19 protein-coding genes and 1 tRNA gene are annotated in these 25,941 nt (G+C 75.4%); 12 read left to right on the plus strand and 8 right to left on the minus strand.

Annotated elements, in window-relative coordinates; all coding sequences use genetic code 11:
• Positions 1-47: 47 nt before the first annotated feature.
• Positions 48-1,064 carry an NAD(+) diphosphatase gene (nudC, locus tag BJ976_RS03570; RefSeq protein ID WP_135029586.1) on the plus strand — a complete coding sequence of 339 codons (1,017 nt, stop codon included), beginning with the start codon at positions 48-50 and terminating at the stop codon, positions 1,062-1,064.
• Between the two features lie 19 nt (positions 1,065-1,083).
• Positions 1,084-3,201, plus strand: a complete 2,118-nt coding sequence (locus BJ976_RS03575; protein WP_135029584.1) for an ATP-dependent DNA helicase UvrD2 — start codon at positions 1,084-1,086, stop codon at positions 3,199-3,201.
• 12 nt (positions 3,202-3,213) lie between these two features.
• Here BJ976_RS03575 and BJ976_RS12175 read toward each other — a convergent pair whose 3' ends face one another.
• Complete coding sequence (locus BJ976_RS12175) at positions 3,214-3,921, minus strand: dinucleotide-utilizing protein (RefSeq protein ID WP_167736932.1); 708 nt, start codon at positions 3,919-3,921, stop codon at positions 3,214-3,216.
• A gap of 148 nt (positions 3,922-4,069) precedes the next feature.
• Between BJ976_RS12175 and BJ976_RS03585 the strand changes: the two genes are divergently transcribed.
• A complete protein-coding gene (locus tag BJ976_RS03585) occupies positions 4,070-4,765 on the plus strand; it encodes a M48 family metallopeptidase (protein WP_135029582.1) in 696 nt (231 codons plus the stop codon).
• 7 nt (positions 4,766-4,772) lie between these two features.
• On the opposite strand, the gene BJ976_RS03590 is transcribed toward BJ976_RS03585, so the two are convergent.
• Positions 4,773-6,191, minus strand: a complete 1,419-nt coding sequence (locus BJ976_RS03590) for a zinc-dependent metalloprotease (RefSeq protein WP_135029580.1) — start codon at positions 6,189-6,191, stop codon at positions 4,773-4,775.
• Positions 6,192-6,440: 249 nt separating this feature from the next.
• On the opposite strand from BJ976_RS03590, the gene BJ976_RS03595 reads away from it, so the two are divergent.
• The 3 genes from BJ976_RS03595 (at position 6,441) to BJ976_RS03605 (ending at position 10,961) form a co-directional block, all read left to right on the plus strand.
• Entirely contained in the window at positions 6,441-7,472 is a 1,032-nt protein-coding gene (locus BJ976_RS03595) for a YlbL family protein (RefSeq protein ID WP_229667382.1), read from the plus strand.
• A 124-nt stretch (positions 7,473-7,596) separates the two neighbouring features.
• On the plus strand, positions 7,597-10,713 hold the full coding sequence (locus BJ976_RS03600) for a UPF0182 family membrane protein (protein WP_135029578.1): 3,117 nt from the start codon (positions 7,597-7,599) through the stop codon (positions 10,711-10,713).
• 174 nt (positions 10,714-10,887) lie between these two features.
• Positions 10,888-10,961 (plus strand) — tRNA-Met (locus BJ976_RS03605).
• Positions 10,962-11,132: 171 nt separating this feature from the next.
• Here the strand turns inward: BJ976_RS03605 and BJ976_RS03610 are convergent.
• The 3 genes from BJ976_RS03610 to BJ976_RS03620 form a co-directional block, all read right to left on the minus strand.
• Positions 11,133-12,512, minus strand: a complete 1,380-nt coding sequence (locus tag BJ976_RS03610) for a sodium/glutamate symporter (protein ID WP_135029576.1) — start codon at positions 12,510-12,512, stop codon at positions 11,133-11,135.
• A 229-nt stretch (positions 12,513-12,741) separates the two neighbouring features.
• Complete coding sequence (locus BJ976_RS03615) at positions 12,742-13,548, minus strand: PspA/IM30 family protein (RefSeq protein ID WP_135029574.1); 807 nt, start codon at positions 13,546-13,548, stop codon at positions 12,742-12,744.
• Between the two features lie 148 nt (positions 13,549-13,696).
• The gene (locus BJ976_RS03620) at positions 13,697-15,886 is read right to left on the minus strand and encodes a TPM domain-containing protein (protein WP_135029572.1); all 2,190 of its coding nucleotides are present in this window, start codon (positions 15,884-15,886) and stop codon (positions 13,697-13,699) included.
• A gap of 286 nt (positions 15,887-16,172) precedes the next feature.
• Between BJ976_RS03620 and BJ976_RS03625 the strand changes: the two genes are divergently transcribed.
• Complete coding sequence (locus tag BJ976_RS03625; protein ID WP_229667377.1) at positions 16,173-17,435, plus strand: S1C family serine protease; 1,263 nt, start codon at positions 16,173-16,175, stop codon at positions 17,433-17,435.
• A gap of 32 nt (positions 17,436-17,467) precedes the next feature.
• Positions 17,468-18,229: a PIG-L deacetylase family protein gene (locus BJ976_RS03630; RefSeq protein ID WP_135029697.1), complete on the plus strand. Its 762-nt coding sequence runs from the start codon at positions 17,468-17,470 to the stop codon at positions 18,227-18,229.
• A gap of 75 nt (positions 18,230-18,304) precedes the next feature.
• On the opposite strand, the gene BJ976_RS03635 is transcribed toward BJ976_RS03630, so the two are convergent.
• From BJ976_RS03635 to BJ976_RS03645, 3 genes are all read right to left on the minus strand, one after another.
• A complete protein-coding gene (locus BJ976_RS03635; RefSeq protein WP_135029568.1) occupies positions 18,305-19,738 on the minus strand; it encodes an anti-sigma factor domain-containing protein in 1,434 nt (477 codons plus the stop codon).
• A 7-nt stretch (positions 19,739-19,745) separates the two neighbouring features.
• A complete protein-coding gene (locus BJ976_RS03640) occupies positions 19,746-20,225 on the minus strand; it encodes a tRNA (cytidine(34)-2'-O)-methyltransferase (protein WP_221419518.1) in 480 nt (159 codons plus the stop codon).
• Positions 20,226-20,362: 137 nt separating this feature from the next.
• Positions 20,363-21,343: a J domain-containing protein gene (locus BJ976_RS03645; protein ID WP_135029565.1), complete on the minus strand. Its 981-nt coding sequence runs from the start codon at positions 21,341-21,343 to the stop codon at positions 20,363-20,365.
• Positions 21,344-21,512: 169 nt separating this feature from the next.
• Between BJ976_RS03645 and BJ976_RS03650 the strand changes: the two genes are divergently transcribed.
• Genes BJ976_RS03650 through mnmA form a run of 4 tightly spaced genes read left to right on the plus strand, consistent with a single transcriptional unit; the run spans position 21,513 to position 25,933 of the window.
• Positions 21,513-22,781: a TrkH family potassium uptake protein gene (locus BJ976_RS03650; protein WP_229667375.1), complete on the plus strand. Its 1,269-nt coding sequence runs from the start codon at positions 21,513-21,515 to the stop codon at positions 22,779-22,781.
• 55 nt (positions 22,782-22,836) lie between these two features.
• On the plus strand, positions 22,837-23,472 hold the full coding sequence (locus tag BJ976_RS03655) for a potassium channel family protein (RefSeq protein WP_229667373.1): 636 nt from the start codon (positions 22,837-22,839) through the stop codon (positions 23,470-23,472).
• 50 nt (positions 23,473-23,522) lie between these two features.
• Positions 23,523-24,755, plus strand: a complete 1,233-nt coding sequence (locus BJ976_RS03660) for a cysteine desulfurase family protein (protein WP_135029563.1) — start codon at positions 23,523-23,525, stop codon at positions 24,753-24,755.
• Positions 24,752-25,933, plus strand: a complete 1,182-nt coding sequence (gene mnmA / locus BJ976_RS03665; protein WP_135029561.1) for a tRNA 2-thiouridine(34) synthase MnmA — start codon at positions 24,752-24,754, stop codon at positions 25,931-25,933. The genes BJ976_RS03660 and mnmA overlap by 4 nt, the downstream gene beginning before the upstream one ends.
• The last annotated feature ends 8 nt before the right edge of the window (positions 25,934-25,941 follow it).

Here is a 25,941-nt window from a genome sequence, read left to right on the forward strand (position 1 = left end):
GGTGGACGCCCCTGACGCCCGTCCGCGGATGCGCCTAGCGTGGGGGCATGCCCGAGCACCCCCGCCCAGCGACCCGCCCCGATCCGCGCCCCGCCGGCGGGGCCGCACCCCTGCCGCCCCTGCCCCTGCCGCTCGCCCGGGAGGCCGTGGACCGGGCGGGGCTGGAGCGGGAGGACCCCGGCCTCCTGGACCGGCTGTGGCAGGAGGCGGGCACCGGGGTGCTGCACCTGCGAGGGGGCCGCGCCCCCGTCCGGGACGGCGCTCTCGTGACCGTGCCGCCGGCCGGGCCCGTGCCGCCCGGGGCGGTCTTCCTGGGCCGGCGGGAGCGCGCGGACGGGGAGGCGTCGGCCGCCGTCGTCCTCGTGGCCCACGAGGACGGTGCGGGTGCCGGCAGCACCCCCGACACGGCTCCGGAGGGCCTGCCGACGGACGTGGCCTGGGTGGGCCTGAGGGACGTGGCCGCGGGGCTGTCCGACGCGGACGCCGGCCTGTTCACGGCCGCGGTGTCCGTCACCCACTGGCACGCCTCCCACGGGTTCTGCCCCCGCTGCGGCGGCCCCACCGCCGTGGAGTCCGCCGGCTGGGTGCGGCGCTGCACCGCGTGCTCCGTGCAGCACTTCCCGCGCACGGACCCGGCCGTGATCATGGCCGTCACCGACGACGACGACCGCCTCCTCCTCGGCTCCAACGCCGCCTGGCCCGCGGGCCGGCACTCGTGCCTGGCCGGCTTCGTGGAGCCGGGGGAGTCCCTCGAGCACGCCGTGGTCCGGGAGGTCGGGGAGGAGGCGGGGATCGTCGTCGTCGACCCCGTCTACCGGGGCTCCCAGCCGTGGCCGTTCCCGCGCTCGCTCATGGTGGGCTTCCGCGCCCGCGCCCCACGGGGGCAGACGGAGCGGGCCGACGGCGTCGAGATCCGCTCGCTGCGCTGGTTCAGCCGTACCGAGCTGGTGGCCGCCGTCCGGGACGGGGAGGTGACCCTGCCCGGGGCCGTGTCCATCGCGCGGGCGCTGATCGAGGATTGGTACGGTGGGACGCTGCCGGATGAGACGACGCTGATCTCGTGAGAGGAGGGGTGCACGCCCCATGAGCACTCCGGACGAGATCCTCCGCGGGCTCGACGCCGAACAGCGTCAGGCCGCCACCGCCCTGCACGGGCCGGTCTGCATCCTCGCGGGCGCGGGCACGGGCAAGACCCGTGCCATCACCCACCGGATCGCCTACGGCGTGGCCTCGGGCGTGTTCGACCCGCACCGCACCCTCGCCCTGACGTTCACCGCGCGCGCCGCCGCCGAGATGCGCACCCGCCTGCGGGACCTGGGCGTGGACGGCGTGCAGGCGCGCACGTTCCACTCCGCCGCCCTCCGCCAGCTGCAGTACTTCTGGCCGCAGGCGGTCGGCGGCCCCATGCCGAGCCTGATCGAGAACAAGGTCCGCCTGCTCACCGAGGTGGCCCAGCGCATGCGCATGACCGTGGACCGGGCCGGCCTGCGCGACCTCGCGGGGGAGATCGAGTGGGCGAAGGTGTCCCTCCACGCCCCCGAGGGCTACGCGGAGGCTGCCGCCGAGCGGGAGATGCCCGTCGGGTGGACGGCCACCACGGTCGCCCGGCTCTACGCCGGCTACGAGGAGGCCAAGACCGCCCGCAACATGATCGACTTCGAGGATGTCCTGCTGATCCTCGTGGGTGTGCTCACCTCCGAGCCGCGGATCGCCGCCACCGTGCGGGACCAGTACCGCGTGTTCGTGGTGGACGAGTACCAGGACGTCTCCCCGCTGCAGCACCGCCTGCTGGACCTGTGGCTCGGTGACCGCGCGGACCTGTGCGTGGTGGGCGACTCCTCCCAGACCATCTACTCGTTCACCGGCGCCACCTCCCGGTTCCTCACCGGATTCCGCGAGCGCCACCCGGAGGCCACCGTGGTCAAGCTGATCCGGGACTACCGCTCGAGCCCGCAGATCGTGGAGGCCGCCAACCGTCTCCTGGCGGACCGCACCCAGGCGGGCCTGCGGGACCGGACCCTGCCGCACTGGCCGGAGCCCCTGCAGCTGACCTCGCAGCGCCCGGCCGGGCCGGCGGTGGTGTTCGGGGAGTGCCAGGACGACGAGGCCGAGGCCGGCTGGGTGGCCCAGCGGATCGGCGAGCTCGTGGCCGAGGGCGTGGAGCCGGCGGAGATCGCGGTGCTGTTCCGCACCAACGGCCAGTCCGAGGCGTTCGAGACGGCGCTGTCCGCCGCGGGCATCGGATACCAGCTGCGCGGCGGTGAGCGGTTCTTCTCGCGCCGGGAGGTGCGGGACGGCATCCTGCAGCTGCGTGCCGCGGCCCGGGCCGCCCAGGACCTCACGGGCGAGGAGGTGGTCCAGCGGGCGCGGGACGTCCTCTCCTCGCTGGGCTACGCGGCCGAGCCCCCGTCAGCCTCGGGTGCCGCGCGGGAGCGGTGGGAGTCCCTGCACGCGCTGGTGAACCTCGCGGACCAGCTGGCCGGCGCGCGGGAGGACTTCACGCTCACGGACCTCGTGGCCGAGCTCGACGAGCGCGCCCAGGCCCAGCACGCCCCCACGGTGCAGGGCGTCACGCTGGCCTCCCTGCACTCGGCCAAGGGCCTCGAGTGGGACGCCGTGTTCCTCGTGGGCCTGTCCGAGGGGCTCATGCCCATCTCCTTCGCGGACACCCCCGCCGAGGTGGACGAGGAGCGCCGGCTGCTCTACGTGGGCATCACGCGCGCCCGGCAGCACCTGCACCTGACCTGGACGCTGGCCCGCGCCGGCGGCGGGCGGGCCCACCGTCGGCCCTCGCGCTTCCTGCGCGCGATCGACCCCACCCTCGGCGGCACCCGGGAGCACGCCCCCACCACGACGCCGGCCGCGCGCCGCCCTCGGCGCGGCGCCACGGTGGCCACGTGCCGCTCGTGCGGAAAGGCCCTCGAGACGGGCGCCGAGCGCAAGGTGGGCCGGTGCGTGGACTGTCCCGCGCAGTACGACGAGGCCGTGCTGGACTCCCTCAAGGACTGGCGCAGCGCCACCGCCAAGGCGGAGAAGGTGCCGGCGTTCGTGATCTTCACGGACGCCACCCTCGAGGTGATCGCCGAGACCATGCCGGCCACGCCCGTCGAGCTGATCAGGGTCAAGGGCGTCGGCAAGACGAAGCTGGACCGGTACGGTCCCGAGGTGCTCGAACTGCTGCACGGCACCGCCACGGCCTGAGCGGCCGCCGGCTCAGCCGGTGGCCGGCCACGGCAGCGCCCCCGCCCCGCACGCGCACCCCGGCCGCGGGGTCACCGGCCGGCGGGTGAGGCGCCCGGCCGGGTCCATGGCCAGGACGACCCCGTGGGCGTCCTGGACCCCGCGGAGCACGTCCGCCACGAGCACCGCCGCCCGCAGCGCGGCCACGGGGTCCGCCGACGCCGCCGCGTCGCCCGCGCCCTCGTCCCCGTCCGCCGGGTCCGGCTCGCACAGCACGCACCCCGGGACCACCACGCCCGTCCACGGCCCCACCCGGACCCCGTCCGCGCCGAGCCGGACGGGCAGCAGCGGGTGGTCGGCGGCGCGGGCCCGCGCGGCGAGCCCCGCCAGGTCCGGCACGTCCACCGCCACCGTCGTCTCGCCCAGCGGCCCCGGCCGGTGCGCGCGGTCCGCGTACACGTGCAGGCCGGGGAGCAGCTGGGCCAGCCGTGCCTCCAGGGCGAGCGCCCGCTCCCGCCCCAGGTCCGCCGCGAGCAGTCCGGTGCCCACGTCCCCGGGCCCCACCGGGGTCGGGTCCCACAGGGCGAGGGCCTCGACCGCGGCCGCCGCGGCGAGTCCGGCCACCGCCGCCCCCGCGCGCCCCAGCCCGGCCACCTGCAGCCGCCGCGGCCACGCCCCGGGCCCGGCCGTCACCGTGTGCGTCCCCGCCGATCCTGTCTCCGCCGTGCCTGTCCCTGTCATGGGCGTCCCCCTCCTCGTCCGTGTGCGCCCGCCGGCGCGCGGGGCGGCGCCCCGCACCACGCTCACACGTCCGCGGCCTCGGCGGGGGCGTCGTCCACAGGCGGACGGTCGGGACGGCGCGGCGCGGGGCGTCCGGGACAATGGGCGCATGGCCCCCACGCGCACCGCCGTCGACCTCGACTGGGAGGGCACCCCCGTGCGGCTCGTGCGCTCCGTCCGCCGGACCCGCACCGTCGCCGCGGTGTGGCGCGAGGGCCGGCTGCAGGTCAGCGTGCCCGCCCGCCTGTCCCCCGCGGAGGAGCGGCGGTGGATCGCCCGCATGATCCAGCGGGCACCGGCCGCGCCACGCCGTCCGGACCACGACGCCGCCCCGCCCTCGCCCCACGGCACCATCCCTCCGGCGCCCCGGGGAGGGGCGGACCCGGCGCTGGCCGCCCGGGCGGAGGCGATCGCGGCCGCGCACCTGGACGCAGCGGTCCCCGGGGGGCGCGTGCCGCGCCCGGTGTCCGTCACGTGGTCCGCGCGCCAGCGCCGGCGGTGGGGCTCCTGCACGCCCGCCCGCGGCACCATCCGCCTCTCCGCGCAGCTGCGGGGCATGCCCGACTGGGTGGTGGACGCCGTCCTGGGGCACGAGCTGGCGCACCTGGTGGAGTCCGGGCACGGTCCCCGCTTCCAGGCCCTCGTGGCGCGGCTGCCCCGCTACCGCGAGGCCATGGCGTTCCTGGCGGGCGTCACCCACGCCAGCTCCCGGGGCATCACCGCCGCTCACGCCCCCGCAGACGACGGCGTCGCCGCCCCCGCCGGCGCGTGGCCGGGCGGGGACGACGACGTCGTCGTGGAGTGAGGGGCGCTCAGGACTCCTTCGGCGCGTCCCCGTAGCCGCCGTCGAGGAGGCGGCGGAGCTCGTCGTCGAGGGCGTCCGTGGAGGCCTCCGCGGCCGAGCGGCGGCCGGCGTAGCCCGAGGGGTCGTCCAGGTCCTCGGCCGTGGGCTGGCGCTCGGGGGAGGTCCAGATGTCCTCGCGGTAGGCGGTGCCGTGCTCCGCCGTCACGTGCTCCCAGAAGGCGGCGGCCTCGCGCAGGCGCCGCGGGCGCAGCTCGAGACCCACGAGGGCCGCGAACGCCTCCTCGGCGGGACCGCCCGAGGCGCGGCGCCGGTTGATCGTCTCGCGCAGGGCCGCGGCGGACTCCAGCGGCTTCGCCGCCTCGGCCACCACGACGTCGACCCAGCCCTCCACGAGCGCGATCAGCAGCTCGAGCTGGTCGAGGGCGGCGCGCTGGGTGGCGTCCGGCTCGGCGATGAACGAGGAGCCGTCGAAGACGGCCTGCATGGACTCCGGGTCCATGGGGTCGACGGAGGCGGCGGCGCGTTCGATGCCCTCGGTGTCCAGGCGGATGCCCGCGGCGTACTGCTCGATGGCCGCGAAGAGGTCGCGCTCGAGCCACGGGGAGTGCAGGAACAGGCGCAGCCGGGCCACCTCGCGCAGGGCGAGGTAGAGGCGCAGCTGGTCGTCCGGGACGGAGAGGCCGTCCCCGAACTCCTCCACGTTCACGGGGATCATGGCGGGGCGATGGCCGGCCATCGGCAGCCCGATGTCGGTGCCGGAGAGCACCTCCTTGCCGAGCGTCCCCACGGCCCCGCCCAGCTGCAGGCCGAACATGGTGCCTCCCATGTTCTGCAGCATCGGCTGGAGGCCGCCGAGCAGGGACGCGTCCATGCCCTCCGGCAGCTGGCCGGGCAGCTGCTGCTCGATCGCGGCGGACATCGCCCGCGACAGGGACGTGGCCACGGGCTCGGTCACCCGGCGCCAGGCGTCGGCGGTGGCCTCCACCCACTCGGCCCGGGACCACGCCTGGCCCACCGCGCCGGTGGACTCGGTCTCGGTGACGCCGTCAAGCCACAGCTCGGCCAGGCGCAGGGCCTCGTCCACCTCCCTGCGCGCGAACGAGCCCACCGAGGGGTCCTCGCCGGCCACGGCCTGGCGGGCGGCCTGCTTCGCGAGCGTCCAGTTCACAGGGCCGTCGGACCCGGGGCCGGGGTTCATCATGGCCTGGAACTGGGCCATGGCCTGCTGCATCATCACCGGGTCCAGCCGGGAGGGGTCGAAGCCCATGCCGGGCATGCCGCCCATGCCTCCGGGGGTGCCCATGCCCTCCATGGCCTTGCGGATCTCGTCCGCGTCCGGGGCCTGGCCGCCGAACATCTGGCGGAGCATCTCCTCGAGCGGGTCGCGGCCGTCGTCGGGACCGGGGGTGCGCGGATCGTCAGTCATGCGCCCCAGCGTATCGGCGCACGCCCGGCGCCGCGCGGGTCGGACGGCCCGCAGGCGGAGCGGGTTCGCCCTCGGCGCAGGGCGGTCCCGTCCCGCCCGTGCCCGGACCGCCCCCGCTAGACTGGTCCGACCGCGGCGCCCGCGCCCCTCACGCCCGCGCGCCGCGGACATGGCCCCCCACCAGGACCACAGCAGGAAAGTCGGTGTCGCGTGCGCGCAATACCCCGTGTGTCTCGCCGCCGCCCGAGCGTGCCCGCCTCCGGGTGGCTCGCCGCCGGCTCCGCGGCCGCGGCCCTGCTCCTGCCCGCGCCCTACATCCTCGAGGGCCCCGGGCCGGCGATCGACGTCCTCGGCGAGCACGCCGGCCACCCGGTCATGACGGTCGACGGCGGCGCGCAGGATCCGGGGGAGGGGCGCCTGGACATGACCACCGTGCTCGTCTCGGGCCCGCCCGGCGGCACCACCACCGCGGCCGAGGTCGTCGCGGCGCTGGCCGATCCCACCACGGACGCGGTGCCGCGTGAGCTCGTCCATCCCACCGGGGTCAGCGCGGAGGAGGTCGGACGGGCCAACGAGGCCGCCATGACGAGCTCGCAGGACGTGGCCACCGTGGCCGCGCTGCGCTCGCTCGGGCGGGACGTGCCCGGCGAGCTGACGGTCCAGGCCTTCGCTCCGGAGAGCCCCGCGGCCGGAGTCCTGCGCGAGGGGGACGCGGTGCTGCGCGCGGGCGGCGAGCCGGTGCGGTCCGTCGACGACGTGCGGACCGCCGTCGAGGCCGCCGCCCCCGGCCCGGTGGCCCTGACCGTGCGCCGCGAGGGCCGCGAGCAGGACCTCGAGGTCCCCGTGGCGGCCGCCCCGGCCGGGTCCGAGCGGGCCTGGCAGATCGGGGTCCTGATGGACGAGCGGTTCGAGGTGCCCGTGGAGGTGGACTTCGCCCTCGAGGACGTGGGCGGCCCCTCGGCCGGCACGGTGTTCGCACTTGCCGTGATCGAACGGCTGACCCCCGGCGCCCTCACCGGCGGCGCGCACGTGGCCGTGACCGGCACGGTCACCGCCGACGGGCGGGTGGGCGCGATCGGCGGGCTCCCGCAGAAGGTGCGCGGGGCGGCCGACGCCGGCGCCACCGCCTTCCTGGCCCCCGCGGAGAACTGCGCGGAGCTCGTCGGCCGCGTGCCCGAGGGCATCGACGTCTACGCGGTGGACACCCTCGACACCGCCCGCCGCGCCCTCGAGGCGCTCGGGCGCGGACAGACCCCCGACGGCGTGCCGCCGTGCGGATGAGGCCGGCCCGCCCCTGCGGCCCGGCCCTGCAGACCCTGCGGTCCGTGACCCCACGGACCCCCGACGCGGAGGCCCCCCGTCTCCGCACCGCACCCCCGTCCGCGGGGGAGAACGAGGAGACACAGTGAGCTTCGGACAGTCCGGCGGGCCCTTCGGCGGGCCGCCTCGAGACCAGGGCCCCGGCGCAGGCGGCCCGTTCGGCGGGTTCGGCCCATGGGGCGGAGCCCCCGACGGCGGCGGAGGAGCCTCCGACGGCGGCGGGGGAGGCTCGTCCGCGCGCACCGCCCCGCGCGGGCCGGGCCGGCCCAGCGCCCTGCTGCTCACCGTCATCTCGGTGGCGGTCCTGACGGCCCTGTTCGTGCTGTTCACCCGCGTGTACACCGAGGTCCTCTGGTTCGACCAGCTCGGCTTCACCGAGGTGTTCTGGACCGAGGTCCTCACGAAGGCCGCCCTGTTCCTCGTGGCCGGAGCCCTCATGGCCCTGGCCGTGTGGCTGGCCATCCACCTGGCCTGGCGCCACCGGGCCGGGGAGGCCGGCCCCGAGGCGCGGGACTCCCTGAGCCGGGCCCAGCGCCAGCTCGAGCCGATGCGCCGTCTGGTGTTCGTGGCCGCCCCGATCATCCTGGGCCTGTTCGCCGGCTCGGCCGCCATGAACGGCTGGCAGACCGTCCAGCTGTTCCTGCACCAGGTGCCCTACGGCCGCACGGACCCGGAGTTCGGCCTGGACCTGATGTTCTTCATGGCCACGCTGCCGTTCCTGTCCATGGTGGTCGGCTACCTGATCTCCGTGGTGCTGATCGCGGGCCTGGCGGGCCTGGCGGTGCACTACCTGTACGGCTCCGTGGGGGTGCGGGAGGACGGCAGGCTGCACGTCGCCCGTCCCGCGCGCATCCACGTGGCCGTGACGGTGGGCCTGTTCCTGCTCCTCCAGGCCGTGACCTTCTGGCTCAACCGGTACCGCACCCTGCAGTCGCAGTCGGGCGGCTGGGCGGGCGCCATGTACACGGACGTCAACGCGGTGATCCCCACCTCGGCGATCCTCGCGGTCACGGCGGCGATCGTGGCCGTCCTGTTCGTGGTGGCCGCCTTCACCGGCCGCTTCCGGCTGCCGCTCGTGGGCACGGCGGTGCTGGTGATCACGGCGCTCGTGGTGGGCACGGCCTACCCGTACATCGTCCAGCAGTACCAGGTGAAGCCCTCCGAGCGGACCCTGGAGTCCGAGTACATCGCACGCAACATCGAGATGACGCGCGAGGCGTACGGCCTGGACGCCGTGCAGGTGGCCAACTACGAGGGCGCGACGGAGACCGAGGCGGGCGCCCTGGCGGGGGAGGAGGCCAACACGGCCAACGTGCGCCTCATGGACCCCAACCTGATCTCGCAGACGTTCGGCCAGCTGCAGCAGTTCCGCCCGTACTACGCCTTCCCGGGCACCCTGCACGTGGACCGCTACGAGGTGGACGGCCAGGTCCGGGACACGATCCTGGCGGCCCGCGACGTGAACGTGGACGACTCGCAGTCCTGGGTCAACCGGCACACCATCTACACGCACGGCTACGGCATGGTGGTGGCGGACGCCTCGGAGGTGGCCGCGGGCGGCCGTCCGCAGTGGCTGCTCTCCGAGATCCCGACGCGCGGACCCCTCGCCTCGGACCAGGACTACGAGCCCCGCATCTACTTCGGCCAGAACTCCCCGGCGTACTCCGTGGTCGGGGCGCCCGAGGGCGCCCCGCCGGTGGAGCGCGACCGCCCCCAGACCGCGGACTCCGAGGACGACACCGCCTACACCTTCCAGGGCGACGGCGGCCCCTCCGTCGGCGGCATCTTCAACCGCCTCGCGTACGCGGTGAAGTTCGGGGCCCCCGAGCTGGTGCTGTCCTCGGACGTCAACGAGGAGTCGCAGATCCTCTACGACCGCGACCCCATGGAGCGCGTGCGGAAGGTGGCCCCGTACCTGACGGTGGACACCTCGGCCTACCCGGCGATCGTGGACGGCCGCGTGAAGTGGATCGTGGACGCCTACACCACCTCGGACCAGTTCCCCTACTCCACGGCCGAGCAGCTGGGCGAGGCCACCCTGGACGCGCTGAGCCAGGGCCCGAACGCGGCCCTGCAGGGCCGGGTGAACTACATCCGCAACTCCGTGAAGGCCACCGTGGACGCCTACGACGGCTCCGTGGACCTCTACGCATGGGACACCGAGGACCCGCTGCTGCGGGCGTGGCAGGAGGTCTACCCGGCCTCCCTGCGCCCGTACACGGAGATGAGCGCCGCGCTCATGGACCACGTCCGCTACCCCGAGGACATGTTCAAGGTCCAGCGCGAGCTGCTGGGCCGGTACCACGTGACCGACCCGGACGACTTCTACGAGAACAACGACGCGTGGTCCGTGCCCTCGGACCCCACGCGGGACGACGACGTCAAGCAGCCCCCGTACTACATGACGCTGCAGATGCCCGGGCAGGAGGAGCCCGCCTTCTCCCTGACCAGCAACTACATCCCGCAGATCACGCAGAACGCCCAGCAGCGCAACGTGCTCTACGGGTTCCTGTCCGCGGCCGGTGACGCCGGCACGGGCGAGGACGGCGTGAAGGCGGAGGACTACGGCACGCTCCGTCTGCTCGAGCTGCCCCGCTCCACGACGGTGCCCGGCCCCGGCCAGGCGCAGGCGAACTTCGACTCGAACGCCACTGTCTCCCAGGAGCTGAACCTGCTGCGCCAGGGCGCCTCCGAGGTGCTCAACGGCAACATGATCACCCTGCCGGTGGCGGGCGGCATCCTGTACGTCCAGCCGGTGTACGTCCGGTCCTCGGGCGGCACCACCTACCCGACGCTGCGCAAGGTCCTCGTGTCCTTCGGCGACAAGGTGGGCTTCGCGGACACCCTGCAGGGCGCCCTGGACCAGGTGTTCGACGGCGACTCGGGGGCCGTCACCCCCGAGGAGGGCCAGGCCGGCGGCGAGAGCGGGCAGCCGGCCGAGCCGCAGGACACCGCCGAGCAGGAGCTGCAGTCCGCGCTGCAGGAGGCGCAGGACGCGCTGACGAAGGGCCAGGAGCGCCTGGCCGAGGGCGACTGGGCCGGCTACGGCGAGCAGCAGGACCGCCTCAACGAGGCCCTGCGCCGCGCCACGGCCGCGGATGACGCGCTCAACGGCGATGCCGGCGCGCCGGCCCCCGCGGAGGGCGCCCCGGCGCCGGCCGAGGGCGACGCAGCCCAGCCCGCTCCGCAGCCCGAGGGCTGAGCCGGCGGGCCGCACGCGACGGCGCCGAGCGGGGGAGCGATCCCCGGCCCGGCGCCGTCGTCGTCCGCGCAGGGGGTTCTGCGGCCTCGGTGACGAGCACATGGCCGTGTGATGACCGGCACGCGTCCATGATTTGGCGGGCGGGTGAGGGCCGTGTAGAGTCTTGTCCATCGCCGCGGGGTGGAGCAGTTCGGTAGCTCGCCGGGCTCATAACCCGGAGGTCGCAGGTTCAAATCCTGCCCCCGCAACGAGAACAAGGCCCCAGGACCTCGGTCCTGGGGCCTTCGTCGTGCCCGGCGCCTCCCTCGCGTCCGGGTCCGCGTGGGGGACTGCGCCGGAACGACGACGGGCCGGCACCTCCGCATGGCGGTGCCGGCCCGTCGTCGTGCGCGGGATGGTGGGGGTGGGGCCCGGTCGGCTCAGACCGAGGCGGGGGCGCGCCGCGCGGGGTCGGTCCGCACCAGCAGGACCGCCGCGGCGATCGCGGCCACCGCGATGGCGCCCCAGATGCCCACCACGGCCCACGAGAGGCCGGCGATCACCAGCAGCGGCACGAAGGACACGGCGGCGATCTCCACGGGCACCACGGGGATGTAGGCCACGCCGAACTGCTCCATGGTCCCGGACTTCAGCTTGGGGTCCACGATGCGCAGCATGGCCACGCCCGTGGCGACGGCGCCGGTGGCCCAGCCCCAGGTGAACAGCTGCTTCTCGAACCAGCCGTCCGTCATCACGCGCGGCGCCACCACGAGGCCGAGGAACAGGGACAGCGCCAGGCCCACCAGGAACAGGACCAGCAGCGGCTGCCAGAACTCCACGACCACCTGGGGGGCGATCGAGGCGATGCCGCAGACGATCAGGATGTCCGTGGCGGTGCCGGAGACGGAGTTCAGGGAGGGGGAGTCCAGAAACTTCGCGGTGCGGGTGGCCTGGAAGAGGACGCGGCCGATCAGGCCCAGCACGAACGCGACGGCGAAGGCGGGGATGATCAGCTCGGGGCCGTTCTCGCCCACCACGCGGGGCCACATGTCCTTGATCCACTCGACCACGCCGTACGCGGCGGCGCCGATCATGGCCACGATGCCCACCTGGAAGGCCAGCGACTCCACCGAGGCCGCGGAGAAGGTGTGCCGGCCGATCACGGGGCGCTCGGCGACCTGATCCAGCACGCCGGTGCGCAGGTCCTCCGGGATGGAGGTGAGACCCGCGTACTCCTTGGCGTGGCCGCGCTTGGCGCCGTGCTTGGCCTGGATGATGCCGCCCACCACGCCGATGATCATGCCGACGGTGGCGGAGGTGTAGGCCAGCGAGGCCACGGTCGGATCGCCGTTGGCCTCGTAGGCCTGGCCCACGGCGGCCGCGGAGCCGAATCCACCGGCCCACCCGGCGAAGAGCAGCACGGCGAACGAGTCGGGGGTGTCGAACAGCGGCTTCAGGACCAGCAGGGCCACGAGCGCGCCGATCGCCACCTGCGAGGCGTAGATCAGCACGCCGTAGGAGGCGAACGCACCCACCGGTCGGCCGATCTTGCGCACGTCGAAGTCGTCCGTCAACGCCAGGCAGACGAAGACGATCACGATCAGGATGGAGCCGTACGTGCCGAGCTGCGAGCTGAACGGCATGACGCCCAGGAACTGCGGGCCGAGGATCAGGCCGAGGATGCCCGCGATCACGGACGCGGGGATCATCAGGATCTGGAGCGGTGTGACGACGGCGCGGGCCAGCGTGCCGACGGCCAGCAGGGCGCCGATCAGGCCGGCGTCGACCAGCACGGACCAGGCCGTGAACTGTTCTTCCATGGGGTCTCCCGGGGTGCGAGGGGCACGCGCCGCCGTCCCTCTGGTGGGGTCGTGGCGCGCGGGTCCCCTCGGGACGCGAGGGGACCGGGGGACCCTAGCAGGGGGCGGTGTGGGCCGCCGAATCCGGGGTGGCCCGGGGCGGGACGCGCGACGGCGGCGTCGCCCCCGCGCAGGGGACGGCGCCGCCGTCGAGATGCCGCGGCGTCAGCTGACGCCGCGGTGGACCGGATCAGGCCTGGGTGCCGGTGCCGGTCTTCGTGCCGGACTGCTCGCCCGAGTAGTCGAGGGTCAGCTCATCGGAGCCGGCCTCGAGGGCGGCGGGGGCGCCGCCGGACTTCAGGGCCGCGAGGCGGGCCTCCACCTCGGTCTGCTCGCCGAGGTCCTCGAGGGACTCGAACTGGGAGTCCAGGGAGGACGCGGCGAGCTCCTGCTGGCCGCGCACCCGCGCCTCCTCGCGGCGGACCTTCTCCTCGTAGCGGGAGATCTCCGAGGTCGGATCCATGATGTCGATCGACTTCACGGCGTCCGCGACCTTGGTCTGGGCGTCGGCGGTGCGGGCGCGCGCGGTGAGCTCGTCGCGCTTGGACACCAGCTGCTGGCGCTTGACCTTCATCTGGTCCAGTCCGCTCTTGAGGCGGTCCACGATCTCGCGCTGCGAGGCGATCGTCGGCTCGGCGGTCTTCATCTGACGCTCGGCGTCCATCTGGCGCTCGATGGCGACCTTGGCGAGGTTGTCGAACTTGTCCGCGTTGGCGGCGTCGCCCTGGGAGCGGAAGTCGTCGGCCTTCTGGGAGGCGGCGAGGGCCTTCTGGCCCCAGCTGCGCGCGGCCTCCTCGTCCTCGCGGTAGTCCTCCTCCATCATGCGCAGGTTGCCGATGGTCTGCGCGACGGCCGCCTCGGCCTCCGCGATGTTGTTGGTGTAGTCCCGGACCATCTGGTCCAGCATCTTCTGGGGGTCCTCCGCCTTGTCCAGCATCGCGTTGATGTTGGCCTTGGCCAGGGTGCTGATACGGCCGAGGATGGACTGCTTGACCATGGTGTTCGCCTTTCGTGGGGGTGGTGATCGGTGTCGCCAGGCCGGTGACCTGCACGTCGTCGTCCCGCGGCGGGGTCCCGCCGGGGCCCCGGACGACGTCGGCCGTCCGGGCCGGTGCGCGCGGCACCGGTGGTCTGTGGTGGACGGGTCAGAAGCCTCCACCGCTGAAGTCGCCGAAGTCGCCGAAGTCGCCCCCACCGAGGCCACCGCCGTCGAAGCCGCCGAAGCCGCCGCCGCCCCAGTCGCCGCCGCTGTGGCCGCCACCGAGCATCGAGTTCATGAGGATGCCGCCGAGCAGCGCACCGCCGAGACCGCCGGCGAAGCCGCCGCCCATGCCGCCGCGCTGGACCACCACCGGACCTCCGAAGGGGGAGCCCCCGTAGCCGCCCATGCCGCCGTAGCCGCCCCCCATGCCGCCGTAGCCGAAGCCGGCCACGTCCTCCTGGGCGCGCTCGCTCGCCCGGTCCGCCAGCTGGGAGGCGCGCTGGGCGTGCTCGAGCGCGGCGACCGGATCGGACGAGCGCAGGGACATGGCGGTCTGCAGGGACCGGTCCGCCTCGGCCAGACGGGTGCGTGCCTCGGAGCCCACCGCGCCGCGGCGGGCGCCGATGAAGTCGGCGGTGCCGTCGATCTGCGCCTGAGCCTGGGAGATGGCCGCCGAGAGCATCTGCTCGGCCTGGCGGGCCTGCTCCCGCGCGTCGCGGACGCCGCTCAAGGGCGTGTTCAGCTGACGGTGCGCGGCCTCCAGGCGGTGGAGGAGGTCCAGCGGGTCCGGACGGCCGGACTGCAGCTCCGCGCGCACGGTGGACAGGGTCTGCCTCATGCCGCCCACGGGGCCGGCCAGTTCGGGGCTGCGGCCGGCGGCCAGGAGGGCCTCCGCCTCGGCCAGGTCCTGCTCCGACTGGGCGATGCCCGTCTGGACGTTGGCGGTGAGGGTGGACAGCGTCCCGCCGGCCTTGGCCACGGCCTCGGTGAGCGTCCGGACCTGCCCCAGCGCCTGCTCGGCGGCGCGCACGGCCAGGGCGGCCGTGGACCGGTCCCCGGACTCCAATGCCGTGCGGGCCTTGGCCTCCGCCGTCTTGACGAACTCGAGGCGCTCGCGCGCCTGCACGGCGTTGTCGTTCACCTCGGCCAGGGCGGAGTCCGCGTACCGGGCGTGCAGCTCCACGAGGTTCTCCTCCGCGCGTCGCACGGTGGTCTCGGCCTCGGGCAGGCGGCCCTCGAGCTCGGCGAGGGCCTCCGGAACGGAGTTCTCCAGGTCGCGGAGGGAGTCGAACTCCTTCTGGTGCACGGACAGCGCGGCGCCCACCTTGTCCGAGCGCGCGATGATCTCCTTCAGCCAGGCGCGCTGGTCCTCCTCGGTGTCCGGGATGTGGTCGTCCAGCTGGTGCTGCAGCTGGAAGGACGCCTTCATGTGCTCCTTGGCCGCGTCGATGTCCTCGCGGAACGTGCCCACGGCGCCCTCGCCGTAGGAGGCCATGGCGAAGCCCAGCTCCTGCTCGGAGGCGCGGATCGCGTCGTCGGCGGCCACCAGCTTGGCGCCGGCCCTGGTGCGCAGCTCCTCGACGCTGAGCGCGTCCAGCGGATCCTGCGGGCCCGCAGGGGCCTGCTCCGGCGCGGAGGCGTGCCCGTCCCCGCCCTTCTTCCTCCGGCTCCGGGCCACCAGGATGCCGCCGCCCACCGCGGCCGCCAGCGCCCCCGCGCCCAGGACGCCGGTGAGGGCGCCGCCGCCGTCTCCCGGGGCCTGGGCTGCGCCCGCGTCCCGCTGCTGTCCCGCGGCGCCGGGCAGCGTGCCGGCGGGCTCGTAGGTCTCGCCCGTGCGGCCGGCGCCGTCCATGCGGCCGTCCGCGGCGTCGTCGAGCCCCTCGACGGCGGCCACGGCGGGGGCGAGCCAGTCGTCCGTCTGACCCACCTGCTGGAACATCGGGTTGACGTAGGAGCCGTCGATGACGTCCTCGGCGGCGTCCAGGCGGTCGTTCGTGTTGAGCCCGTACCGGCGCTGCTCCACCTCGATCGCGAGGACGTTGTCGTTCGCGGCAAGGCCACGGGAGTTGGCGACGTCCTGCACGATCCCGCGGATGCCGTCCGGGTGCTCGTCGACGTACACCACGTACAGGTTCTGACCGGCCTGCGTGCGCAGGCGGGTGATGTCCTGGCTCAGCTGCTGCTCCTCGGCGGAGGAGAGCACCCCCGCCTCGTCCACCACGAACGTCCCCGGCGGCACGTCGACCACGGCGGACGCCCCCGGCGCCAGCACGAGCGCCGAGCCCACGGTGCCACCCACCAGGACGGCGCGGCTGAGCCGTGCGGGGGTCGCGCGTGCGGCGGGGTGGGCCATGGGGTGCTCCGATCGGTGACGTGGAGCGGGGCGGCGTCCGGTCGACCGGTGCGCCCCCCGCGGGATCCTGCGCCGAGTCTAGGTGGCGTCCGGCGTGGCGCACCAGGTCCGCACCACCGGACCTCGGGGCGCCGCGGTGGTCACGGATCGTCCGGCAGACGCCCAGCGAGCGTCCAGACAGCTCGGCCACGATGGGGGCGCACCCCGGGCCGTCGCCGGTCGGGGCCCGCCCCCCAGGGGAATCGGCCGCGACGGTCCTCCCCTCCGACCCGAATCGAGGAACCCCGTGGAGCAGTTCACCTCCTCCGGCGTCGTCCGCGGCGCCTCCGCCCGTCGTCCCCGTCGGCGTGCCGCCCGCGGCGTGCTGGCGGCCGCCGTCCTGACCCTCTCCGTGGCCGGGTGCGGCGTGGCCGGCGCGGGCCCGGACGCGTCCGCGCAGGGCAGCGCGTCCTCGACCTCGGCCGGACAGGGGTCGGGATCCGCCGCCGCGACCGTCGGCAGCCAGCCGGTCTCCGACAACGCCGTGGGGAAGGCGGCGGCCACGGCACTGCCCTCCGTGGTGACCATCTCCGCGACCTCCGGCCAGGGCTCCGGCTCGGGCTCGGGTTCGATCATCGACGACCAGGGCCACATCCTCACCAACACGCACGTGGTCACCCTGGGCGGGGCCACGGCGGACGCCGACATCACCGTGCGGACCGCGGACGGCGAGGTCTACGCCGCCACCGTGGTGGGCACGGACCCCGTGTCCGACCTGGCGGTCATCAAGGTGGACGCGCAGGGGCTGACGCCGATCGCCCTCGGCTCCTCGGCGGACCTCAGGGTGGGCGACGACGCCATCGCCATCGGTGCGCCGCTGGGCCTGCCGAACACCGTCACGGACGGCATCGTCTCCACCCTCGACCGGACGATCGCGGTCGCCTCGGCCGCCGCGCCCGAGGAGGCCGAGCCCTCCGCCGCCCCGGGCGGCGAGCGCTTCCGGTTCGAGGTCCCCGGCGCCCCCGCGACCACCCCGCAGCAGGACATCTACATCAACGTCCTGCAGACGGACGCGGCCATCAATCCCGGCAACTCCGGCGGCGCCCTCGTCAACGGCCGCGGCGAGCTGGTGGGCGTCAACGTGGCGATCGCCTCCGCCGGCGGCCCGGAGTCCGGGAACATCGGCGTGGGCTTCGCCATCCCGGTGGACTACGCCCGGCGGGTGGCCGAGGACCTGATCACGGAGGGGTCGGCGTCCCACGGCCAGCTCGGTGTGGCCGTGACGCCCCAGCCCGCGGACGTGCAGGGCGGCGACGAGGGCGCTCGCACCGTGTTCAGCGACGGCGCCCGGGTCGAGACCGTCACCGAGGGGTCCCCGGCGGCGGCCGCCGGCCTGGAGGAGGGGGACGTGATCACGGCCGTGGGCGACCGCACCGTCTCCGACACCGAGTCCCTCACCGCGGTGGTGCGGGAGCACCGCGCGCAGGACACCGTCACGGTGCACTACACCCGGGACGGCCAGGAGGCGTCCGCGGACGTCACCCTCGCAGCCATGGAGTCCGGTCGGTGACCGCCCACCACGCCGCCGCCGGGCCGCTGAGCATGCCGGCCGCCCTGGCGGCCGAGCACGGCTGGCGCACCGTCCTGGCCTTCGGCGCACATCCGGACGACCTCGACTTCGGGGCCGCCGCGACCCTCGCCGGGTTCGCCGCGGCGGGCCTGCGGGTGGAGCTGTGCGTGGTGACCGACGGGGACGCCGGCGGCTTCGACTCGGACGGGCCCGAGGCCATGACCGCGCGGCGGCACGCGGAGCAGCGGGCCGCCGCGGCCACCGTCGGCGCGGCCGAGGTGCACTTCCTGGGCGAGCGGGACGGCCACCTCGAGCCCGGCCACGACGTGCGCCGTCGGATCGTGGGGCTGATGCGGCGGGTGCGCCCCGACGTCGTGCTCAGCCCCCACCCGGAGCGGGACTGGGAGTCGATGCAGGCCGCCCACCCGGACCACCTGGCCTGCGGCGAGGCGGTGGTGCGGGCCGCGTACCCGGCCGTGGAGAACCCGTACGCGTACCCGGAGCTGGCCGCGGCCGGCCTGCCCGCGTTCCGGATCCGCCACCTCATGCTCTACGCGGCGCCGGCGGCCCGCCGGAACCTCGCCGTGGACGTGTCCGGTCTCGAGGACCTGAAGATCCGGGCCCTGGACGCGCACGTCTCCCAGCACCCGGACGCCCAGGGAATGCGGTCCGCCGTGCGGGCCATGATGCGGGAGCGCCACCGCACCGCGGCCGGCTCAGGCGCACCCGAGGGCTCGGCCGAGGCGTTCCATCTGGTCACCGTCAACGGCGAGGGGACCATCGCGGGCTTCTGAGCCGCTCCCGCCCCCCGCCTCCCGACGACGACGGGCCCCACCGCGGTGGGGCCCGTCGTCGTCGGGAGGGGCGGGTCAGTTCCCGGAGGGCTTGCCGCCGTACTGCGGCCCGAGGGTGGACGTCGGATGCAGGTCCAGGCCGAGCAGCACGTCCTCCGCGGTCGGCTCGTCGGAGCCGCCGGCGGGCTCCTCGGTCATGCTGACGGCCGCGAACCGGTCCAGCCCGCGGAAGGAGACGGGCTCGTCGAACTCGTCCGCGCGGTACGTGCCGAGGGAGGAGGGGGCCGATCCGTCCTGGGGGTAGATCCAGACCTGGTAGGTGCGGCCCTTCTCCAGTTGGGGCATCCCGTCCACCCGGACGAAGCCGCTGTTCTCCTCGGCGGAGAGGAAGCCCTGCATCACGCCGCCTCCGGTGGCCGGGTACTCACTCGTGGTGTAGAGGTCGTCCGCCTCGCGCACGCGGTGGGCGATGCCGTCCGCGGAGAACTGGCTCCATGCCGCGTAGACGCCCACGGCCAGCACGGCCAGGCCCAGCAGGGACAGCAGGGCGATCTTCACGGCGCGCAGGCGGTCCACGGGGTGGCGCGGGGCCCGCCGGTCCGCCACCAGGGCCAGACCCTCGTCCTGGGCGGGCAGTCGCGCGAGGAGCGTGTCCAGCAGGGCCGACGGCGGCTCGGCCACCACGTCCCGGAACGCCCACACCAGCGCGCGACGGCCGGCGTCGACGCGGGTCCGCCAGCGGGCCAGCTCGCCCGGGCCGCGGGTCTGCGCGGCCGCGGCGGCCGCGGTGTGGTCCGCGACGTCGAGGGTGTGCAGGGCCGAGAGGTCCGCGAGCTCCGCGCCCCGTCCGGCGTCCATGTCCTCGGCCACGGAGGAGCCCAGCGCAGGGCGGCCCGCGTCGGCGGGGGAGGCCGGCGTTCCGCCATCGGCGTGGGCCGTGCGACGCGCGGCCACCAGCTGCTGCACACCGTCCCGCAGCAGCGTGCGGGTCTCGTCCCGGGGACGGTCGAGCGCCTCGGCCACCTGCGCGTCCGTGAAGCCGCCCAGCCAGGCCAGGCGGACGGCCTCGAACGCGGCGGGGTCCACCGTCCCGACCAGCTCGGCCGGCGGCTCGGCGGGCCCGCCCACCCGGGACCGGGCGGCGTGGCGCCCGGAGGCGCGCAGGCGGCCCACCATGACGCGGTGGCCCAGGGCCCCGAGCCACGCGAACACACGGCGCTCGCGTTCGGCGGGGTCGTCCTGGTCGCTGAGGTCGAGCTCGGCCTCGCCGGCCTCCTCCCACGCCGTCAGGTACGTCTGCAGGGTGGCGTCCGCGGCGTCGTCCTCGGAGGGGGACATGGCGACGGCCATCCCGTGCACCCACGGCACGGTGGCGTCGTAGAACGCGGAGAACGCGGCCCGGTCGCCCCGGGCGCCGGCCTGCAGCAGGGCGTCGACGCCGGGGCGGTCCTCGGCCGGGGCGTCCGGGGTCGCGGCCTCGGGGGTCTCGTGGGGTTCGGGAGTCTGCATGGTGACCTCAGTGTAGGGAATCGGCGTCCACCGGCTGGGCGCCGGCGAAGCCGTGCTGACGCCACGCCTCGTAGAGCGCGATCGAGGCGGCGTTGGCGAGGTTGAGCGAGCGGCGGGACGGCTGCATGGGCAGTGCGGCGGTCTCGGTCACCCGCGGGTGGGCGAGGGCCTCGGGCGGCAGCCCGGTGGACTCACGCCCGAACAGGAGGATGTCGTCCGCGCGGTACTGCACGGCGTCGTGGCGGACCCGGCCGCGGGCGGTGAACGCGATCACCCGGCCCGGGCCCAGCGCCTCGAACGCGGCGTCCAGGTCCGGGTGGACGGTGACGACGGCCAGGTCGTGGTAGTCGAGTCCGGCCCGTCGCAGGTGCGCGTCCTCGAAGCCGAAGCCGAGCGGCTCCACGAGGTGCAGCTGCGCCCCCGTGATGGCGGCCAGGCGGATCGCGTTGCCCGTGTTGCCGGGGATCTCCGGGGTCAGGAAGAGCAGACGGAACCCCGGGGTCCCGGGGGCCGGCCCGGGCGCGGCGCGGTGGTGGGGGTTCTCGCGGGCGGCGGGGTTCTCGGGCACCCGTCCATGGTAGTTCGGTGTGCCCCCCGGACCGCTGAGGGGCCCGGCTCCTCCCGTCAGTGCAGGTGCTCGACGAGCGTCCGCAGCACCCGGCGGTCCACGACGAGGGGATCGGGACCGGTGCCGAGGAACAGCTGCAGCTCCCGCAGCAGCGCCTGGCCCGGCGCGGGCGGAGCCGTGAGCAGGTCCGTCTGGACCTCGGGACGGTCCGCCCCGCGGGCGTGGCGCACCACCGGGGCGTGCCGCGCGTCGCGGTCCGTCATGACCAGCACGAAACCGCCCACCGTGACCCCGGGCAGGGCGTGCTGCCACGCCTGCATGGCCGGACCGAGCAGCGGCGGCGCCACGGGGCGGGCCCGGGCTCCGGCCTGCAGGTCCCCACCGTCCCAGGTGTAGACCCCGTCCGGGACCATGACGGAGCCCACGAGGGCCAGCCGGCGACCGCACAGCACCGCGTGGTCCACGTCCAGGGAGCGGCCCCAGCGGCCGCCCAGGCGCAGGCCGGTGAGGATCCGGGCCGCCGGCAGCGCCTCCGGCAGCACCGAGGCGAGCAGCTGCAGGGTCCGCGCCTGCCGGAGGACGCGGTGCTCGTCCGGCAGCACGCCGCGCGGCCGCGGTGCGCCGTGCAGACGCTGGCTCGAGCGCACCAGGTCCAGCACCGAGGCGTCGTCCTCCCCCTCGCCCGGGGCCGGCTCGTAGACGACGTCGGCCGGCGAGGCGCCGCCCGCCCCGCCCCTCCGGCGGGGGGCGCGTCCGGCGTCGCCGGGGCGGGGTCCCCCGGGACGGCGGGGGGCCGGCTCCGACGGCAGGGACAGGTCGTAGCGGCGACGCGCCTCGGGGTCTCCGACCGCCTCCCAGGCGCGGACCACGGCGCGGAAGTCGCGGGCGTCCCCGCCGGCGTCGGGGTGGGTCCGGCGGGCGGCGGCGCGGTAGGCGCGGCGGAGCTCCTTCGCGGAGGCCGTCCGGGCCACGCCGAGCACCTCGTAGGCCGTGCGCGGGTCCCCGGCCGCCGCGCCCGGGCTCGTGTGCGGGGTCATGGGCCGGCCGGCCGGGGCGCGGTCCCGTCCCCGGTCCTCGACGGGTGCTCACTCAGAACGGGCATCCCGACACGGTAGCGCGGCCGGGGGCCGGCGGTGCGCCGGGTGGCGGGACGCGGTCCGTCCCAGCGCTGTGCACCGGCCGCATCCGGGAGTATGTTCTCCCTCCGTGCTCCCCTCCGCCGGCGGCCCCGCCCGCCTCGGCCGCCGCAGACTGCGTCCCGCCCAGCTGGAGGCCGCGTTCACCGCCACGAGCGCCACGACCGTCACCGGCCTGGGGGTGGTGGACACCCCCACGTTCTGGACGGGGTTCGGCCAGGCCGTGATCCTCGGGCTGATCAAGGTCGGCGGTCTCGGCGTCATGACCTTCACGGCGCTGCTGGGGCTGATCGTCCTGCACCGCATGGACCTGGCCCACCGCCTGGAGACCGCCGCGTCGACCCGCGCCCCGGGGCTGGGCGACCTGCGCTCGGTGCTGGCCACGGTGGTCGGGTTCTCCGCGCTCGTGGAGTCGCTCGTGGCCGTGGCCCTCACGCTGCGCCTCCTCCTCGGGTACGGCATGAGCCCCGGCAAGGCCCTCGCGAACGGGGTGTTCCATGCCGTGTCCGCGTTCAACAACGCCGGGTTCGCCCTGTTCTCCACCAACCTCATGGGCTTCGTCGGCGACCCCTTCGTGTGCCTGCCGATCGCCGCGGCGATCATCAGCGGCGGCCTGGGCCTGCCGGTGGTGGCCGCGCTCCGGCGACACGCCCGCCACCCCGAGCGGTGGTCGCTCACGGTGCGTCTCGTCCTGGTGGGGACGGCTGTGCTGCTCGCCGCGGGCACGGCCATGTACCTGCTGCTGGAGTGGGCCAACCCCGCGACCCTGGGCGCCCTGCCGCCCGCCGAGCGCGTCCTGGCGGCGTTCTTCCAGTCCGTCACCGTCCGCACCGCCGGGTTCAACTCCCTGGACTACGGGCGGATGCACCCCGTGACGCTGCTGGCCACGGACGCGCTCATGTTCATCGGCGCGGGCCCGGCGGGCACCGCCGGCGGCATCAAGATCACGACGGCGGGGGTCCTGTTCTTCATCGTCCTCACCGAGATCCGGGGCCAGGGCGCCGTCCACGCGTTCGGGCGGCGGCTCTCCCGCTCCACCCACCGCGAGGCCATCACCGTGGTCCTGCTCTCCGTGCTCGTGGTGGTGACGGCCACCGCGATGCTCATGGGGCTCAGTGCCTTCAGCACGGACCAGCTGGCGTTCGAGGCCGTCTCCGCGTTCGCCACGGTCGGCCTGTCCACCGGGATCACGGCCCAGCTGCCCCCGGCCGGGCAGACGGTCCTCATGGTCCTCATGCTCCTGGGGCGCGTCGGCCCGGCCACCGTGGCCGGCAGCCTCGCCCTCACCCCCCGCACCCGGCACGTCGAATACCCGAAGGAGAGGCCCCTCATCGGCTGATCACCCCCGTTCCCTGTTCCCCGCCGGCCGCCGCGGCGGCCGGCCCCGCACTCCCGTGGCCGTCCTCGGCCTGGGCCGGTTCGGCCGCGCCGTCGCCCTCGAGCTGATGGACTCCGGCGTCGAGGTCCTCGGCGTTGACGCGGACGAGCGCGCCGTCCAGGACCTCAACGGCCGGCTCACCCACGTCGTGCGGGCCGACGCCACGGACGAGGAGGCCCTGCGCCAGCTGTCCGTGCACGAGATGGAGCGCGTCGTCGTCGCGATCGGAGGGGACCTCGCCGACTCCATCCTGACCGTCTCCCTCATGATCCGGTTCGGGATCGACCACCTGTGGGCCAAGGCGAACGACGAGCGCCACGAGGAGATCCTCCGGCAGCTGGGGGTCGAGAACCTGATCCATCCCGAGCGGGACATGGGCCGGCGGGTGGCGCACCTCGTGAGCAACTCGGTCCAGGACTTCGTGGCCGTGGAGAACGGCTTCGCCATGGTCCGGGCCGCCGCCCCCCGCCGCTTCTACGGCCGCGACCTGCGCGGCCTGGGCCTGGCCGGGGAGGCCGGCGTGCGCGTCGCCGCGATGCGCGCCGGCGGGTCCTGGCGGTACCCGGCCGGACACGAGGTCGTCGGCCCCGAGGACACGCTCCTGCCGATCGGCTCCACCCGCGAGGTGGAGTCCTTCCTCGCCGAGGGCTGAGCCGGAGGGCGCAGGGCCCGCGCGCCGGCCGCCCTCCCTAGACTGGGGGGATGGCCCCGATCGACCGCGTGCCCCTGGACCACGCCGCCACCACGCCGGTGCGCCCGGCCGCGCTCGCGGCGTTCGCCGAGGCCGCCGCGCTGGCGGCCAACCCCGCCTCCCTCCACGCCGCCGGGCGCCGCGCCAAGCTGGTGCTCGAGCAGGCCCGCGAGCGCATCGCCGCGGCCGTGGGCGCCCACCCGTCCGAGGTGGTGTTCACCTCGGGCGGCACGGAGGCGGACAACCTGGCGGTGCAGGGGCTGTACCGGGCGACGCGCGGCGGGGACCTGGCGCGTACGCGGATCGTGCTGACGGGGATCGAGCACCACGCGGTCCTGGACGCGGTGGACTGGCTGGTGCGGCAGGAGGGTGCCGAGGCCGTGCTCGTGCCGGTCGACGCCGAGGGCCGGGTGGACCTGGCCGCGTGGGAGACGGTGCTGGCCCAGGCGCCGGAGCGGACGGCGCTGGCCACGCTCATGTGGGCCAACAACGAGGTGGGAACGGTGCAGCCGGTGCCCGAGGCCGCGCGCCTGGCCGCGGCCCACGGGGTGCCGTTCCACACGGACGCGGTGCAGGCCGTGGGGTCGCTGGACGTGGACGTCGCCGCCTCGGGGGCGGCCACGCTCGCACTGTCCGGCCACAAGCTCGGCGCGCCCGTCGGCGTGGGCGCGCTGCTGGTCCGTCGGGACGCCGTCCTCGAGCCGGTGACCCACGGCGGCGGGCAGGAGCGACGCCTGCGCCCCGGCACCGTGTCCGTGGCGCTGGCCGTCGCGCTCGCGGCCGCGGTCGAGGAGGCGGTGGCCGAACGCGCGGCCGAGGCGGAGCGCCTCGGTGCGCTTCGCGACCGGGTGCTGGCCGCCGTCGAGGGCCTGCCCGGGGTCCGCGTGACCGGGGCGCGTGACGTGGACCCGGTGACGGGGGAGCGCCTGCCGGCGGGGACGCGGCGTCTGCCGGGCAACGTGCACGTCACGGTGGACGGCCGCACCGCCGACGCCCTGCTGTTCGGCTTCGACACCGCGGGCGTCGACTCGTCGGCCGGGTCCGCCTGCACGGCCGGGGTCGCCGAGCCGTCCCACGTGCTCGAGGCCATGGGCCTGGGGGAGCGGGCCCGGTGGACGCAGCGCCTCACCCTGGGGCGCACCACCACCGAGGACGATGTCGAGAGCCTGCTCGCCGTGCTGCCGCAGGTGCTGCGGCCGGGCCGCTCGTCCGCCGGGCGAGGCGCGGAAGGGGAGGGTCGATGAGGGTCCTGGCCGCCATGAGCGGGGGAGTGGACTCCGCGGTCGCCGCCGCCCGGGCCGTGGACGCGGGGCACGACGTCGTCGGGGTGCACCTGGCGCTGTCGCGGATGCCCGGCACGCTGCGCACCGGGTCCCGGGGCTGCTGCACCATCGAGGACGCCTCGGACGCGTGGCGCGCGTGCGAGGTGCTCGGCATCCCCTTCTACACGTGGGACTTCTCCGAGCGGTTCCAGACGGACGTCGTCGAGGACTTCGTGGCCGAGTACGCCGCCGGCCGCACCCCCAACCCGTGCCTGCGCTGCAACGAGAAGATCAAGTTCGAGGCGCTGCTGGACAGGGCGATCGAGCTCGGGTTCGACGCGGTCGCCACCGGCCACTACGCGCGCGTGGACCGCGGACCGGACGGCCGGGTTCAGCTGCACCGCGCCGCCGACGACGCCAAGGACCAGTCCTACGTCCTCGCCGTGCTGCGCGAGGACCAGCTGGAGCACTGCCTCTTCCCCCTCGCGGACACCCCGTCGAAGGACCTGGTCCGCGCGGAGGCCGCGGAGCGGGGGCTGTCCGTGGCGCAGAAGCCCGACTCGCACGACATCTGCTTCATCCCCGACGGGGACACCCGCGGCTGGCTCGCCGAGCGCATCGCGCTGGAGCCGGGACCGATCGTGGACGCCGACGGCGTTGAGCTGGGCACGCACGCCGGCGCCCAGGCCTACACGGTGGGTCAGCGCAAGGGCCTGGCCATCGGCCGCCCGGCCCCGGACGGGAAGCCCCGGTTCGTGCTCGAGGTCCGCCCGAAGGAGAACACCGTGGTGGTCGGCGGGAGGGAGCTGCTCGATGTGGATCGCATCACGGCGATCCGCCCGTCCTGGGCCGGCGCCCCGCTGCCGGAGGACGCCACCGGCGCGTGGTTCGACTGCGATCTGCAGTTCCGCGCCCACGGGGAGATCGTCCCCGCTCGCGCGCGCGTCGTGCGCACCCCGGCCGACCGCACCTCCGCCGACCGGAGCCCCGCCGCCGAGGCGGGGGACGACGTCGTCGCCTGGGAGATCGAGCCGACGCACCCCCTGCGCGGGGTGGCGCCCGGCCAGTCCGCCGTGCTCTACCGGGACACGCGCGTGCTCGGCCAGGCCACCATCGACACCGCCCGCAACGCCCGCCTGGCCGCCGGGACCGGTGCGTAGGGTGAGGC

Origin of the sequence: Micrococcus flavus, from assembly GCF_014204815.1 — a bacterium.
Classification (GTDB): Bacteria; Actinomycetota; Actinomycetes; order Actinomycetales; family Micrococcaceae; genus Micrococcus; species Micrococcus flavus.